The organism is Microbacterium sp. NPDC077391, from assembly GCF_040686955.1.
GTDB lineage: Bacteria > Actinomycetota > Actinomycetes > Actinomycetales > Microbacteriaceae > Microbacterium > Microbacterium commune.
Genome location: NZ_JBFBMI010000001.1, coordinates 357,999 through 373,764, shown reverse-complemented (window position 1 = coordinate 373,764; position 15,766 = coordinate 357,999). Strand labels below are relative to the sequence as shown.

Genomic DNA, 15,766 nt, shown 5'->3' with positions numbered 1-15,766 from the left:
TTCCAGATTACGGCTCCGCCAGCTCCTCGACGGCGACGAACTCCTCGGTGATGCCGAAGGCAGACGGCCCGAAGGCAGCCAGCGCTTCCGGAGTGCGCATCATCGCCGGAGTCGAGATCCCGAGCACCCGCACCCGCTGCCCGTACCGCAGCCCCTCGGTGGTGATCGGCTCCGCCGTCTCCTGGTCCACGATGCAGATGAGATCGGGGACGATCGCGACGAGCCGGCCCCCTCGGTGAGCGGTGAGGTTCTCGTTCTGGAACGCGACCTCGAGCGGGTCGCCCTCATCGCCGAGCGGGGCGATCACAGCCCGTCCCTTCGCGAAACCCTCGGTCGTGCGCCGCTCGACATCGACCACCTTGCCGACGAACAGCTCGCGCATGTGCGGGTAGAGAGTGGAAGCCAGCGCGGCGGAGATCGCATCGAAGGGGGAACGATGCTGCTCACGCGCCAAGCGGATCGCCCGGCCGAGCGCGAGCGCCATTGAGATGGTGCGGGGCACGGCCGTGCGACGCACGTCGGCGCCGGTCATCGCGTACTCGGCGATGTGGCCCACACCGCCGAGGCGGATCGTGATCCCGCGGGCGAGCCACTCCATCTGGCGATCATCGTCACCGGTGTCGATGATGACGCGCTCACCGCGCTCCCCGGCGAGGGCGAGAGGCGAGCCGTGCACGCCGTAGACGGCGAACGTCTCCATCGACAGCTCGGGAAACGCGCGACCCATCCCGTCGGCATCGACCACGGGCAGGCCCGTCTCGGCCGCGACGATCAGCGGGATCATCGAGTTGATGCCTCCGCACTCGATGGGCATGGTCGCGTCGGCCTTGCGCCCGAGGTGGTCTTCGAGGGTGCGCAGGGCGAGTGTGGGCTCGGTGCCGGCGGGGATCTTCTCGACCATGACCGTGGGCGCACCCATCTGCGCCGTGGGGATGACGAACATTTCGTCGGGCAGCTCATCCGGATCGAGGATGGTGATCGCTCCGTCACCGAGCACGCGCTCGACGAGCATCTTCCCGATGTAGGGGTCTCCTCCCCCACCCGTGCCCAGCAGGGTGGCCCCGCGCGCGAGGTCGGGGAGGTCATCGGCGGTCAGCTGCCAGCTCATCTGGGTTCGTTTCCTTCGCTCAGGACACCGAACTCCGTCTCGGTGCCGCCAGTGGAGATGGTGCCGTCGAAGCGGTGGGCGCGCATGTCGTAGCCGAAGTAGCCCGGCCCCACCATGGCGAGCGCGGCTGCCGAGTGCCACCGCTCATCGGCCGGCGCTGCGGCCACGCGGACGCGCTGCCCGTAACGCAGGGCCTCCGTGGTCACCGGCTCACCCGATTCTCCGTCGAGAACCATGATGAGGTCCGGCGTGGTCACCAGCACCTGTCCGTCCTGCTCGGCGACGAGGTGCTCGTTCTGGAACTGCAGCGTGATCGACGTGTCACCAGCCCCGTCGATCCGGGCCCGTCCGCGTGCGAATCCCGTGGTGGTCGCCCGCTGCACGTCGACGACCTTGCCGTCGATCAGCTCTCGGCCGTGCAGCAGTGCGACAGCCGCGGCGACGGGGTCGGTCTTCGAGTCGCGGGCTCTGGCAATGGCCTCACCGATCTCGATGCAGCGCGACAGCGAATCGGCCACGAGCGACTCCCGCGCCTGCACGCCCGACATCGAGAAGCCCGAGATCATCACCGAGCATCCCATCTCAACACAGGCGACCCGGGCGATGCGCTCGGTCCACGAGTTGTCGACGGTCTGCAGGACCCCCGTGTTGCCCTTCTCGTCGCTGAATGCGAGTGGAGAGGCTGTCACACCGTGGAGGGTGGGCAGCACCATCTGGAGCTCGGGGAACGCGCGGCCCATGCCGTCGGCGTCGATGAGCGGCAACCCGAGCGCCGCGGCCGCGGCGATCGGGATGGTGGAGTTCACGCCGCCGACCTCGGCGCACGCGATGTGGGTGACGGGTCGGCCGAGGTGCACGCCGAGCGCCCGGACCGGCTCGACGACCTCGTCCAGGCTGGGCAGCTTCTCGACCATCACGGTCGGCGCGCCCATCATGGCGACGAACAGCACGAGCGCATCATCCGGCACCTCGTCGAGGCCCACGACGGTGACATCCGTGTCGGCAAGCGCCTGCCGGGCCAGCAGAGCTCCGATGTACGGGTCACCGCCGCCGCCCGTGCCGAGCACCGCCGCACCGCGGGCGAGCCCGTCGATGTGCTCGGCGGTGATGGTCCAGCTCATCTCACGCCTCCATGTCGAGGTCGCCGACAGCCTTCGCGCGGATGCGCGTGGCGTTGCCGGGCAGATACGGGATCGGCACCTCGTCGAAGTCGATGATCGAGACGGTCGAGGGACGGGCGCCCGCGGCGATCGCCCTGTCGACAGCTTCGGAGCGCACCGCGGCGATCGTCTCGTCGCGCCGACCGGGCTCGATCGCGTACACCTTGTCGATCTCACCGCCGACCTGGGCGATCGATGCGCCGATCGCGTTCGCCACCGCGTAATTCTCGGGGCGGTGCACGGTGCCGAACATGGGCAGCTCATCCGGCAGCAGGATCGACCCGCCGCCCACGGCGACCACCGCGATCGGCTCGGGTGAGGTGCGCATCCGATCCACTGCCTCCGAGACGCGCTCGGCGATGCGCTGCAGGACACGGTCGACGAAGGCGGGGTCGAGGTGCGCGACCTTCGTCGCGTCGCCGATGTCGGCGCGGCCGGCGGCCACGGCGATGTCCGTGGCTGTGAGGGTGCTGCCTCCGAACACGAGCGCGTCGGTGGTGAGCCGGTAGCCGACCGATGCCGGACCGACCTCGGCGGTCTCCTCGTCGACGATGCTGCCCCCGCCGATGCCGAGCGAGAGCACATCGGGCATCCGGAAATTGGTGCGGATGCCCGCGACCTTGACCTCATTGGCCGTCTCGCGCGGGAATCCGTTGATCAGAAGGCCGATGTCGGCGGTGGTGCCGCCCACATCGATCACCGCGCAGTCGACCAGTCCGCTCGTCGCGGCCGCACCGCGCATGGAGTTGGTCGGGCCCGAAGCGAAGGTGGCCACCGGGTATCGGCGCACGTACTCGTCGTCCATCAGGGTGCCGTCGTTCTGGCTGAGGAAGATGGGGGCTTCGATCCCCTGCGCGCGCACTGCCGAGGTGAGCCCGTCGACGATCTCCGAGGCGAGCTCCCGCAGCGCAGCGTTGATGATCGTGGCGTTCTCGCGTTCGAGCAGGCCGATCCGGCCGATCTCGTGCGAGAGCGAGATCGCGACGCCGTCGCCCAGGACCGAGCCGATGATCTCCGCCGCCTGGATCTCGAGGTCGTGGTTGACGGGGCTGAAGACCGATGAGACCGCCACGGAGCGGATGCCGTTGGCCTTCATGTCCTCGGCATGCGCGCGCAACTCATCGGGGTCGAGCGGCGAGATGGGCCGGCCGTCGAACTCGTAGCCGCCGTGCGCCAGGTAGCTGCGGGCGTGAGTGGCCTCGACGAGCGCCTCCGGCCAGTCGACCAGCGGCGGCAGGGCACGCGTCGCGGGAAGCCCGAGACGCAGCGCCGCGGTCGGTGCGAGTCGGCTGGCCTGGACCAGAGCGTTGATGAAGTGGGTGGTGCCGATCATCACCGCGTCGATGTCGGGACCGTCGAACGGATGCGCGGCGCGCAGCTCTTCGATCGCCTGCACGATGCCGCTCGTGACGTCTCCCGTGGTCGAGTGCTTGACTCCCGCCAGCGTGCGCGTGCCCGCCATGAGTACTGCGTCGGTGTTCGTGCCGCCGACGTCGATGCCGATGTGCATGGTTCTCGCTTTCTGTGTGGAGGCCGCGCTCAGGCGCTGACGGGCTCGGAGTCGGGTGCGGGGGCCTGTCGAGTGGTCGCGACGCCGACGCCGCGGACGAGACCGAGCTTGCCGGCCAGGACGTAGAGCACCATCGAGAGGAAGAGGCTGAGCAGAGACGGGATGCCCCAGGTCACGAAGTACCCGACCAGCGACGACACCAGCCACACGACGATGGTGGTCGGAACGAGACGCGGCGCGGTCGCGGGGAGCGTCCCGGCCTCGCGACTGGTGTCGAGATCAGCGCGCCAGCGGCGCACGAAGTAGTACTCGGCGACCATGATCCCCGCGATGGGAGGGAAAGCCACGCTCAGCACGATGAGGAAGGAGGTGAACTGCCCGAGGATTCCGACGGCGGCGAGGATCGAGCCGACGATGCCGAGCACGATGGTCGTCGTGACGCGGTGCAGGTTGCGGCCGAACGCCGTGGAGATGAAGTTGACCAGTCCCAGCGTCGACGAGTACAGGTTCCAGTCGTTGATCTTCAGCGTGCCGGTGAGCACGATGAACAGGCCGATGAGGCCGACGGATGAGGTGACGATCGCGACGATGTCGCCGGTGCCGGCGGCGTGGGCGAGCAGAACTCCCGCCAGTCCGATCACGAACTCGCCGAGGGTGACCCCGACCACGGTCTGCTTGACCACGTCGGCGCGGGAGCGGTTGAAGCGGGTCATGTCGCCGGTGATGATCGCGCCGACGATCAGGCCACCGGCGACGATGCCGGTGCCCGCCCACACGCTCATGGAGGGACCGGGGGCCGGGCTGGTCAGCAGCTCGCCGATGTCGTGACGGCTGAGTTCGCTGATCACCGACCAGCCGACCAGGATCAGGAACAGCGGCACGGTGACGTTGGCGAGCCACTGCATCCCGACGAAGCCGAAGGCGACGATCGCCGTCACCGCGAGGCCGAAGATGAGACTCCACGCCCACACCGGCAGGGCACCCGGCATGAGCGCATCGAGCGACTGCGCCGAGATCGCCGACTGGATGCCGAACCACCCGATCAGGCTGATGCCGATCGCGAGTCCGACGAGCGAGGCGCCGATCTCGCCGAAGCCGGTCCATCGCGCCAGCAGGGCGGTGTTCAAGCCCTCGCGCTGGCCGATGAAGCCGACGACGCACATGACCACCTCGAGGATGATCGAGCCGAAGAGGAAGGCGAGGGCGGCCTCGCCGAAGGTCATGCTGAAGCCGAGCGTCGCTCCGAGCAGGAACTGCGAGAGCGCCGACACCTGGCCGAAACGCTGGATGGCGATGCCGAACCAGGGCTTGCGTGCGTCGGGTGTGACTCGGGAGAGCGCGAAATCATCGGGGTGCGCCGTGCGTGCCATGAGGGGTCCTTCGAGAGGAGGGAACGGGTTGTGGCAACAGTAACCACGCCCTCCGGGCCCATGACATGTGCGATCAGCACGAGAATCGCGTCACCAAGTGCACTCTGCACTGCCCACTCGCTCCCTCACCCACAACCACCCCTCGCTCCGGTATGAGTTTGTGCCGCCTGAACGCGAAGCAGGCGGCACGAACTCATACCGGAGCGAGAAGCGGTTCCGGGGTTGGGGGGTGGGAGGGGCGTCAGCGCAGCGCGTGCTCCGCCACGAAGGCCCGCAGTGCCTGCTCGTCGTCGGCCATCTCGGTCACACGCTGCGGGGCGGCGAGCATCTCGCGCAGTTCGGGCGAGAAATCCAGTTCGACGCCGATCGCCTCGGTGATGGTCTCGGCGAACTTCTGCGGCTTCGCGGTCTCTAGAACGAGCATCGGCACCTCCGACTCGACGTGCTCGCGAGCGACTTTCACGCCGTCGGCGGTGTGCGGGTCGATGATCTCGCCGGTCTCGTCGTACACCGAGCGGATCGTGGCGAGCCGGTCGGCGTGGGTCGAGGTGCCGCTGACGATGCCGAACTCGCTCTCGAAGCGAGGCTGCTCCGCCGAGAAGTCGATGGCGCCGACGGCGTCGAGAGCGTCCCACGCCGCGACGACCCGGGCAGGGTCGCGATCGACGAGCTCGAAGATGAAGCGCTCGAGGTTCGACGCCTTCGAGATGTCCATCGACGGGCTCGACGTGGCGTGCGTGTCGGCGGCCGAGCGCGGGCGGTAGACGCCCGTGCGGAAGAACTCGTCGAGCACGTTGTTCTCGTTCGCGGCGAGCACGAGGCGGCGGATCGGCACGCCCATGCCCTTCGCGAAGAAGCCCGACAGGATGTTGCCGAAGTTGCCCGACGGCACCGTGAACGAGACCTCGAATCCGGGGCGGAACTCGGGCTCGACGGCATCCGTCACCCGCAGCCACGCCCAGAAGTAGTAGACGACCTGCGCGGCGATGCGGCCCAGGTTGATCGAGTTGACCGCGCCGAGATTCTGCGCGCGCTTGAACTCGAGGTCGCCCGCGAGCCTCTTGACGAGGTTCTGGCAGTCGTCGAACACCCCGTCGACGGCGATGTTGTGCACGTTCTCGTCCTGCAGCGAGTACATCTGCGCGCGCTGGAACGAGCTCATCCGGCCCTGCGGCGAGAGCATGAACACCGACACGCGCTCCTTGCCGCGCAGCGCGTGCTCCGCCGCCGATCCGGTGTCACCCGAGGTGGCGCCGACGATGTTCAGCACGCGGTCCTTCTTCTCGAGCACGTACTCCAGCACCTGCCCGAGGAACTGCATCGCCATGTCCTTGAACGCGAGCGTCGGGCCCTCGGAGAGGCCGACGAGCGTGAGACCGCCGCCGATCGATCGCAGCGGCACCACCGCATCCGGGAAGTCCGCGTACGCCGCCGCCGTCATCCGCGCGAGGTCGTCGCGGGGGATGTCGGTCGCGAACAGCGAGAGCACCTCGGTCGCGAGCTGCGGGTAGGTGAGCGCGCGCCAGCGTTCGAGCGTCTCCGCGTCGACCTGCGGCAGCCGCTCGGGCACCGCCAGCCCGCCGTCGGGCGCGAGCCCCTCGAGCAGCGTCTCACTGAACGGCTGCGGCTGCATGCCGCCGCGGGTGGAGATGTACAGCACGAGGGCTCCTCGGGTCGTCGGGGTCTCCATTCTCGCAGGATCGCCACGACGGCGAGGCCGGATGACGCCTGTCGCGCATCGACCCGCAGCAGCCGGCGTGCACTCAGTCGAGCAGATGTCGCAGGTAGCGATCCGGATCGCCGAGGAACGACCTCCAGTGCCGCACCAGCTCGAGCTCCTCCCACGTCGTCTCGCGCAGACCCCACTCGCCGACCTCGAGGATCGTCGCGCCCGGCAGCGACGCGAGCACCGGAGAGTGCGTGGCGCAGAGCACCTGCCCGCCATCATCGGCGATGCGCCTCAGCACCGAGATCAGAGTGAGGGTCGAGGCGAACGACAGCGCGGCCTCGGGCTCGTCGAGGCAGTAGAACCCGGGCGAATCGAATCGAGTGTCGAGAAGGGCGAGGAACGACTCGCCATGACTCATCTCATGGAAGGACGCGTCCGGACCCGAAGACGGGTTCTGCTCGAGGTAGGTGTAGAACGAGTGCATCGTCTCGGCACGCAGGAAGAACCCCCACTGACTCGCGCCGATGCCGCGCTCGAGCCGCAGCCAGTCCGACAGCGGCGACTCGGTGGGTCGAGTGCTGTGACGGGCGTAACGCGACCCGCCCTCGGGCGACAGCCCGTACGCCAGCGCGATGCCCTCCACGATCGTCGACTTGCCGCTGCCGTTCTCGCCGACGAGAAACGTCACGCCGGGCGAGAACCGCACCCCGTCGCGCAGCAGCTGCGCGACCGCCGGGATGGTCGTCGGCCACCGGTCGCTGCTCTCGGGTGCGTCGTCGTTCGCACTCACGGTGCAGACCGGATGCCTGCGCCGCATCCACCCCGTCTCGCCGTTCACCCCCATGGGCAGACCCTATCTCGGGCTGCCCCGGTCAGCGCGCCGATGCCGCCGCGCACGTATCCGGATGCCAGGCTGTACCGCACGACATGCCGGTCATCGTCGCCCCGGACGCGGACGCGGCACAGGCTGCCATCGACAGGGAGTGATCGAGTGCGAATGAGAAGACCGCTCCGCCTGCGCGGCACGGGCATCGGAACGGCGGCGCGCGGCGCGGTCAGCCGCGCCCGGCTGCTCTTCGCGGCGAAGACCGCCCTCGCGGTCGGCATCGCATGGACCATCGCGCCGCACATGCCCGGCGTCGCGGACGAGTACCCCTACTACGCACCGTTCGGCGCGCTGATCAGCATGTACCCGACGCTGATGTCGTCGGCGAAGACCGGCCTGCAGACGCTCCTCGGTCTGGGGGCGGGCATCGCGCTGGCCACGCTGGTGCTGATGACCGTCGGACCGAGCGTGTGGTCGATCGCCGCGGTGGTGGGCGTCGGCGTGATCGTGTCGGGCACCGGCTGGTTCGGCGCGGGCCGCGAGTACATCCCGATGGCGGCGCTGTTCGTGCTGATCATCGGCGGAGCGGATGCCGAGGACTACTCCTTCGGCTACGTCACCCAGACCGCCGTGGGCGTGATCGTCGGTCTGCTGGTGAACGCGATCATCCCGCCGGCGCCGCTGGTGTCGGAGGCCGCCGCGCGGATCGACGCGTTCCAGCAGCGCCTGGCGGCTCACCTCGACGACATCGCGGCGGCGCTGACCGAGGAGTGGCCGCCGGAGCGCGACGGGTGGATGCAGGATGCCGGCGCGCTCGCCGAGACCAGCCGCTCACTGCGCGACGCGCTGATCGAAGCGGACGAGAGCCGGCGCGGCAACCCGCGCGCGTGGCACGGACGCGGAGACACCAGCGAGGAGCACGCCCGACTCGAGACGCTGGTCGAGGTGGCGCACCAGATCCGCGACGTCTCGGGGTGTCTCAGCGACACGATCAACGATCGTCCCTCGGCTTTCCCGCTCGACCCGGCTCTCGTCGATCCCCTCGCCGCCGCCTGCCAGGCGGTCGCCGATCTGCTCGGCGGGGAGGACGAGGACGTCGAGCAGCTGCACGCGCATGCGGCCGAGGCGGTCGACGTCCTGCTGCGGGCGGTGCACGCGAGATCGGTCGAGACGGATGCCGTCGCCGGCCCCGGCGTGCTCAGCGCGATGCACCTGCAGCGCATCCTCAGCATGCTCGAGCCGGTGCTCGACCCGGAGCCGGACGACGGGGAGAGCGCGCAGGCGTCGAGCTCGGAGTGATGCCGTGTGTTACCCCGAACGCCGTCGTGTGACAACCCCGTAGCCACGCGGAGGTCACCATCGTAGGTTCTTCTCAACAGCAATGACCTCGAGGCGCTTCGCCGGAAGGCAGTCGAGTCAGGAGTCCTCATGTCTGCCGCAACCAGATCCACCGGGCGGTGCCCCGCTCCCCCGGTCGAGCCGACCGCGCAGCCGCAGTGCGCCGAGCCCCGGTACGAGCTCGTCGACATCGATCGCTACGAGGTGTCCCTCGACGGCCCCGTCGGCTACGTCGAGGTGATCCCGCCCCTGTTCATCTGCTATTCGGGGCACCCCTACCCGGCGGCGATCGAGGTGGCGCAGGTCTTCGACTTCGAACAGGCTGTGCGCCGCGTGCACGAGGCGGCCGCGCACACGCGCGGCGCCGGCGACCACGGACGTTTCGCGGCATGACCGTCGACGTGTGGCCCGGATCCGCCCATCCGCTCGGTGCGACCTTCGACGGTCAGGGCACGAATTTCGCCCTGTTCAGCGAGCGCGCCGAGCGGGTCGAGCTGTGCCTGTTCGACGACGACGGCGAGGAGACCTGCGTCGACCTCGTCGAGGTCGACGCCTACGTCTGGCACGGCTACCTGCCCTCTGTTCAGCCTGGGCAGCTGTACGGCTACCGTGTGCACGGACCGTACGACCCCGCCAACGGAAAGCGGTTCAACCCGAGCAAGCTCCTGCTCGACCCGTACGCGAAGGCCGTCGCCGGGCAGGTCGAGTGGGGCCAGGCCGCGTTCTCCTACGACTTCGGCGACCCCGACTCGCACAACGAGGACGACTCGGCGGCGCACACGCCGAAGAGCGTCGTGATCAACCCGTTCTTCGAATGGGGCGGCGACCGGCTGCCGAAGACGCCCTATGCGCAGACGGTGATCTACGAGGCGCACGTCAAGGGCCTCAGCATCCGGCATCCGGACGTGCCCGAAGAGCTGCGCGGCACCTACGCGGGCGTCGCGCACCCCGCCATCATCGACCACCTGACGCGGCTGGGCGTGACCGCGATCGAGCTCATGCCCGTGCACCAGTTCGTGAACGACAGCACGCTGCAGGACAAGGGCCTGTCGAACTACTGGGGCTACAACACGCTGTCGTTCTTCGCGCCGCAGAACACGTACTCGTCCAGCGGCGAGCACGGCCAGCAGGTGCAGGAGTTCAAGGCGATGGTGCGGGCGCTGCATGCCGCCGGCATCGAGGTCATCCTCGACGTGGTCTACAACCACACCGCCGAGGGAAACCACCTCGGCCCCACCCTGTCGATGCGCGGCATCGATAACGAGGCCTACTACCGCCTGGAGGAGGACCGCCGGTACTACACCGACTACACCGGCACGGGAAACAGCCTGAACGTCGGCAACCCGCACGCCCTGCAGCTGATCATGGACTCGCTGCGGTACTGGGTCACCGAGATGCACGTCGACGGGTTCCGGTTCGACCTCGCCTCCACCCTCGCCCGGGAGTTCTACGACGTCGACCGGCTGGCGACCTTCTTCGAGCTCGTGCAGCAGGATCCGGTGGTCTCGCAGGTGAAGCTCATCGCCGAGCCGTGGGACATCGGTCCCGGCGGCTACCAGGTGGGAAACTTCCCGCCGCAGTGGTCGGAGTGGAACGGCAAGTACCGCGACACGGTCCGCGACTTCTGGCGCGGCGAGCCGCAGGCGCTGGGCGAGTTCGCCTCGCGCCTCACCGGATCGGCCGACCTCTACGAGCACTCGGGCCGCCGGCCGGTGGCATCCGTCAACTTCATCACCGCCCACGACGGCTTCACGCTGCGCGATCTGGTCAGCTACGCCGAGAAGCACAACGAGGCCAACGGCGAAGACAACAACGACGGCGAATCCCACAACCGCTCCGACAACCTGGGCGTGGAGGGGCACACCGACGATCCGGGCGTGAACCGGCGCCGCGCCATGCGCCAGCGCAACATGCTGGCGACGCTGCTGCTGTCACAGGGCGTGCCGATGATCTCGCACGGCGACGAGCTGGGGCGCACCCAGGACGGCAACAACAACGGCTACGCGCAGGACAACGAGATCACCTGGATCGACTGGGAGGCGGCGGATCTGCCGCTGATCGAGTTCACCGCGGCGATCACCCGGCTGCGCGCGATGCATCCGACGTTCCGGCGCAGCCGGTTCTTCGACGGCAAGCCCGTGCGCGTCGAGGAGGGCTCCCCGGTGCCCGACATCGAGTGGCTGCGGCCGGACGGACGCACGATGCAGCCGGAGGACTGGGAGTCGGGCTTCGGGCTGTCGATCGGCATGTTCCTCAACGGCCGCGGCATCCGCGAGAAGGATCGGCAGGGGCGGCCGGTGGCCGACGTGAACTTCCTGGTGTACTTCAACAGCGGCGACGAGACCGTCGAGGTCGTCCTTCCGGATGCCAGGCACGGCGCCACGTGGGAGGCCGTGGTCGACACGGCGGGAGAGCTCACTCACGCCGATCCGCTTCCGGCCGAAGCCGACGTCCATCTCGGAGCCGGGTCGATGCTCGTGCTGCGCGAGGTCGACGACGCGGATGAGCCGACCGACGACTCGGTCGAGGCGTCCCTGCGGATGCAAGTCGAGAACGCGGCGATCCGCTCCCCCGCCCCGAAACCTGAGGTGTGAGATGACCAGCCGCCCCGATTCCACCTACCGACTGCAGATCACCTCGAGCTTCACGCTCGAGGAGGCGGCGACGGTGACCGGCTACCTGCACCGACTCGGCGCGGACTGGGCGTATCTGTCTCCGCTGCTGGCCGCGACCGACGGCTCGGGCCACGGATACGACGTCGTCGACCATTCGCGCATCGATGACTCCCGTGGTGGGGCGGCAGGATTGGCGGCCTTCTCGGCCGCGGCCCGCGCCGAGGGCCTCGGCATCCTGGTCGACATCGTGCCGAACCACGTGGGGGTCGCGGCGCCGCGCCAGAATCCCTGGTGGTGGGACGTGCTGCGCCTCGGCCGCGGCTCGGCTCACGCGATCGCCTTCGACATCGACTGGGAGCGCGGGCACGACAAGGTGCGGCTGCCTATCCTCGGCGGCACGCCGGCCGAGGTGCTCGCGCGCGGCGAGATCGTGGTCGATCCGTCCCCGGCACCGGATGCCCCGGACGGCACGCTGTCGTACTTCGAGCACGTGCTCCCGCTGGCACCGGGCACGGGCCGGCACAGCGACGACATCACGGCCCTGCTCGACGCGCAGCACTACGAGCTGCGCCACTGGAAGGATCAGAACGACGAGCTGAACTATCGGCGCTTCTTCGCCGTCACCGAGCTCGCCGCTGTGCGCGTCGAGCTTCCCGACGTGTTCGCGCAGTCGCACGAGGAGATCGTGCGGTGGATCCGCGAGGGCCTCGCCGACGGCATCCGAGTCGATCACCCGGACGGACTGGACGACCCGGAGGAGTATCTCGAACGACTCGCGGACGCCACCGGCGGCGCGTACACGCTGATCGAGAAGATCCTCGAGCACGGCGAGGAGCTGCCGCCCTGGTGGCGCACCGACGGCACGACCGGGTACGACGCCCTCGGCGAGATCGACCGGGTGCTGATCGACCCTGCCGGCGTCGACGAGCTCACCGCCCTCGACGCGCGGCTGCGGGCCGAGAGCGGTCTCCCCGAGGCGCAGGAGTGGCACGACCTCATCCACGACACCAAGCGGGCGATGGCCGACGGACTGCTGCAGTCGGAGGTGCGCCGGCTCGTGCACGACCTGCCGTTCGGCATCGTGCGCGCAGGCGATGCCCTGGCCGAGCTGCTCGCCTGCTTCCCCGTCTACCGCTCGTACCTGCCTGCCGGTCGCGAGCATCTGCGCCATGCCGCAGAAGAGGCGGCACGTCGACGGCCCGACCTGGCATCCGCGATCGCCGAGCTCGAACCGCTGCTCGCCGACCCGGATCTGCCCGTGGCACGGCGCTTCCAGCAGACCTCCGGCGCGATCATGGCGAAGGGTGTGGAGGATACCGCGTTCTACCGTCACACACGACTCGGCACGCTGACCGAGGTCGGCGGCGACCCCTCGGTCACGGCGCTGAGCGCGCCGCAGTTCCACACCGCGCAGCAGCGGCGCCTGGCCGCCTGGCCGTGCTCGATGACCACCCTCTCGACGCACGACACGAAGCGATCGGAAGACGTGCGCACCCGCCTCGCGGTGCTCGCGGAGGTGCCGGAGCGCTGGACCGACGTGCTCGACGAGCTGCGCGGCGTCGCCTCGACCGGCCACGGGCCGCTCGACAGCCTGCTCTGGCAGGCGGCCGTCGGCGCATGGCCGATCTCGTCGGACCGGCTGCTGGCCTACGCCCAGAAGGCGGCGCGGGAGGCATCGGAGTCGACCGCGTGGCAGCATCCGGATGCCGAGTTCGAGAAGGGTCTCGCGGCGATCGCCGACGCAGCGAACGGCGCCGCGAAGCCGATCATCGAGCGCTTCGTCGGCGAGATCGTCGGACACGGGCGGTCGAACTCGCTCTCCGCGAAGGTGCTGCAGCTCACCGGACCGGGGGTACCGGACGTCTATCAGGGCTCGGAGCTGTGGGATCTGTCGCTCGTCGATCCCGACAACCGCCGACCGGTGGACTTCGCCGAGCGCTCGCGCATGCTCGCCGAGCTCGACGCGGCTGTCGCCGAAGGCAGCCTGCCCCCGATCGACGGCTCCGGGGCCGCGAAGCTGCTGGTCACCTCTCGCGTGCTGCGCCTGCGCCGCGACCACCCCGAGCTGTTCACGACCTACCGCCCCGAGACGGTCACCGGGCCGGCCGCGGCCCATGCCGTCGCGGTCGACCGCGGCGGACTGACCGTCGTCGCCACGCGCCTTCCGGTCGGACTGGAGCGAGTCGGCGGGTGGGGCGAGACGACGCTGATGCGCTCGGAGATGCCGTCCATCGACGTGCTCACCGGACGGCACTTCACCGGCGGTCCGGTGAGACTTGCCGAGCTGCTCGAGCACTACCCCGTCGCGCTGCTGCGGGAGGTGCGGTGATGCGGGCCGGTGCACAGACGGAGGTCTGGGCGCCGCGCGCGACGCGGGTGCGACTGCGGCGCCTGGGCGACGACGGCTCGACGCTCGACGAGAGGGAGATGACCTCCGGCCCGGGCGGCTGGTGGCAGGTGGACGCGGCCCTCGCCGACGGCGAGCGCTACGGGTTCGTCCTCGGCGACGGCGATCAGCTGCGGCCCGACCCGCGCTCGCGTCGGCAGCCCGACGGGGTGCATGCCGCGTCGGCGGCGTTCGACGAGACGGCGTTCACCTGGACGGACGGCGCGTGGACGGGACGCCAGCTCGCGGGCGGGCTCATCTACGAGCTGCACGTCGGCACCTTCACCCCGTCGGGCACGTTCGACGCGGCGATCGACCGGCTGTCGCATCTCGTCGAGCTCGGGGTGACCCACGTCGAGCTGCTGCCGGTGAACGGGTTCAACGGGCCATGGAACTGGGGATACGACGGTGTGCTCTGGTACGCGGTGCACGAGGGCTACGGCGGCCCGCGGGGGTATCAGCGGTTCGTCGACGCCGCCCACGCGCACGGTCTCGCCGTGATCCAGGACGTCGTGTACAACCATCTCGGCCCGAGCGGCAACTACCTGCCCGAGTTCGGCCCCTACCTGCGGGCGGGCAGCCGCACCACGTGGGGCGATTCGATCGATCTCGATCAGACACCCGTGCGCGACTACATCATCGACAACGCGCTGATGTGGCTGCGCGACCGGCACGTCGATGGTCTTCGTCTGGATGCGGTGCACGCGCTGCACGACGACAGTCGCACCCACATCCTGAAGCAGCTCGCCGAACGCGTCGACGCCCTCTCGGCCCACGAGGGCAGGCCGCTCACCCTGATCGCCGAATCCGACCTGAACGATCCGACTCTGATCCTGCCGCGCGAGGCCGGCGGGTACGGGCTCACCGCGCAGTGGTCGGATGACTGGCACCACGCGGTGCACGTCGCGCTCACCGGCGAGACGTCGGGCTACTACGCCGACTTCGCCGCGCCGGATGCCATCGAGAAGGTCACCGACGGCGGATTCTTCCACGACGGCACATTCTCGTCGTTCCGCGACCACGTGCACGGCGCGCCGATCCCGCACGAGGTGCCCGCCTGGCGGCTGGTCACGTTCACCCAGGATCACGATCAGATCGGAAACCGCGCCGCGGGCGACCGCCTCAGTGCGACGCTGTCGGATGACCGGCTGGCGGTCGCGGCCGTGCTGACGCTCACCGCGCCGGGCACACCCATGCTGTTCATGGGCGAGGAGTGGGGCGCGTCCACGCCGTGGCAGTTCTTCACCTCGCATCCCGAGCCCGAGCTCGGCCGTGCGACGGCCGAGGGCCGCATCGCGGAGTTCGCCCGGATGGGGTGGGATGCCGCGGTCGTACCCGACCCGCAGGATCCGAAGACCTTCGAGCGGTCCCACCTCGACTGGGGGGAGCTGGCGTCTTCCCGCCACGCCCGACTGCTCGACCTGTACCGACGGCTCGCGGCGCTGCGGCGCGAGCTCCCGGAGCTGACCGAACCCGGCATCCGGGAGCCGTCCGTCGATCTCGTCGTGCCGGCGGACGAACCCGAGCGCCGCGCGTTCCGCATCGATCGGGGCGGGCTGAGCATCCTGATCAACCTGACCTCCGCCGATGTCGAGTTCGACGTCGCCGGGCAGGTTCTGCTGGCGACGCGAGAGATCGCATCGACGACGGACGGCACGATTCTGCTCTCGGAGTCTGCGGCGATCGTCCGGCGCTGATCTTCCCCTCCGGATTAGCCGGTACCCAGGTATCGGCTGCGTCGGAAAGAGGCACCCGCGTCCGATGTGGCGAGTCGGGCACCGTTC

11 protein-coding genes are annotated in these 15,766 nt (G+C 69.5%); 5 read left to right on the top strand and 6 right to left on the bottom strand.

The window, feature by feature from the left end:
* Positions 1 to 7: 7 nt before the first annotated feature.
* The 6 genes from AB0O65_RS01705 to AB0O65_RS01680 all read right to left on the bottom strand — a co-directional run bounded on the left by AB0O65_RS01705 (position 8) and on the right by AB0O65_RS01680 (position 7,661).
* On the bottom strand, positions 8 to 1,108 hold the full coding sequence (locus AB0O65_RS01705) for a DUF917 domain-containing protein (protein WP_071644770.1): 1,101 nt from the start codon (positions 1,106 to 1,108) through the stop codon (positions 8 to 10).
* Complete coding sequence (locus tag AB0O65_RS01700) at positions 1,105 to 2,229, bottom strand: DUF917 domain-containing protein (protein ID WP_363382520.1); 1,125 nt, start codon at positions 2,227 to 2,229, stop codon at positions 1,105 to 1,107. The genes AB0O65_RS01705 and AB0O65_RS01700 overlap by 4 nt, the downstream gene beginning before the upstream one ends.
* 1 nt (position 2,230) lies before the next feature.
* Complete coding sequence (locus AB0O65_RS01695) at positions 2,231 to 3,778, bottom strand: hydantoinase/oxoprolinase family protein (RefSeq protein WP_191712159.1); 1,548 nt, start codon at positions 3,776 to 3,778, stop codon at positions 2,231 to 2,233.
* 29 nt (positions 3,779 to 3,807) lie between these two features.
* Entirely contained in the window at positions 3,808 to 5,148 is a 1,341-nt protein-coding gene (locus tag AB0O65_RS01690; protein WP_071644767.1) for a cytosine permease, read from the bottom strand.
* A gap of 241 nt (positions 5,149 to 5,389) precedes the next feature.
* Positions 5,390 to 6,808: a threonine synthase gene (gene thrC / locus AB0O65_RS01685; protein ID WP_191712927.1), complete on the bottom strand. Its 1,419-nt coding sequence runs from the start codon at positions 6,806 to 6,808 to the stop codon at positions 5,390 to 5,392.
* Between the two features lie 103 nt (positions 6,809 to 6,911).
* Entirely contained in the window at positions 6,912 to 7,661 is a 750-nt protein-coding gene (locus AB0O65_RS01680; protein ID WP_313479026.1) for an AAA family ATPase, read from the bottom strand.
* A 153-nt stretch (positions 7,662 to 7,814) separates the two neighbouring features.
* Here AB0O65_RS01680 and AB0O65_RS01675 point away from each other — a divergent pair, with 153 nt between their 5' ends.
* The 5 genes from AB0O65_RS01675 to treZ all read left to right on the top strand — a co-directional run bounded on the left by AB0O65_RS01675 (position 7,815) and on the right by treZ (position 15,679).
* On the top strand, positions 7,815 to 8,942 hold the full coding sequence (locus AB0O65_RS01675; protein ID WP_191712160.1) for an FUSC family protein: 1,128 nt from the start codon (positions 7,815 to 7,817) through the stop codon (positions 8,940 to 8,942).
* 129 nt (positions 8,943 to 9,071) lie between these two features.
* The gene (locus tag AB0O65_RS01670) at positions 9,072 to 9,374 is read left to right on the top strand and encodes a hypothetical protein (protein ID WP_191712161.1); all 303 of its coding nucleotides are present in this window, start codon (positions 9,072 to 9,074) and stop codon (positions 9,372 to 9,374) included.
* Entirely contained in the window at positions 9,371 to 11,575 is a 2,205-nt protein-coding gene (gene glgX / locus AB0O65_RS01665; protein ID WP_071642217.1) for a glycogen debranching protein GlgX, read from the top strand. The genes AB0O65_RS01670 and glgX overlap by 4 nt, the downstream gene beginning before the upstream one ends.
* A gap of 1 nt (position 11,576) precedes the next feature.
* On the top strand, positions 11,577 to 13,925 hold the full coding sequence (gene treY, locus AB0O65_RS01660; protein WP_363382515.1) for a malto-oligosyltrehalose synthase: 2,349 nt from the start codon (positions 11,577 to 11,579) through the stop codon (positions 13,923 to 13,925).
* Complete coding sequence (treZ, locus tag AB0O65_RS01655; protein ID WP_363382512.1) at positions 13,925 to 15,679, top strand: malto-oligosyltrehalose trehalohydrolase; 1,755 nt, start codon at positions 13,925 to 13,927, stop codon at positions 15,677 to 15,679. Before treY ends, treZ begins: the two co-directional genes overlap by 1 nt.
* The last annotated feature ends 87 nt before the right edge of the window (positions 15,680 to 15,766 follow it).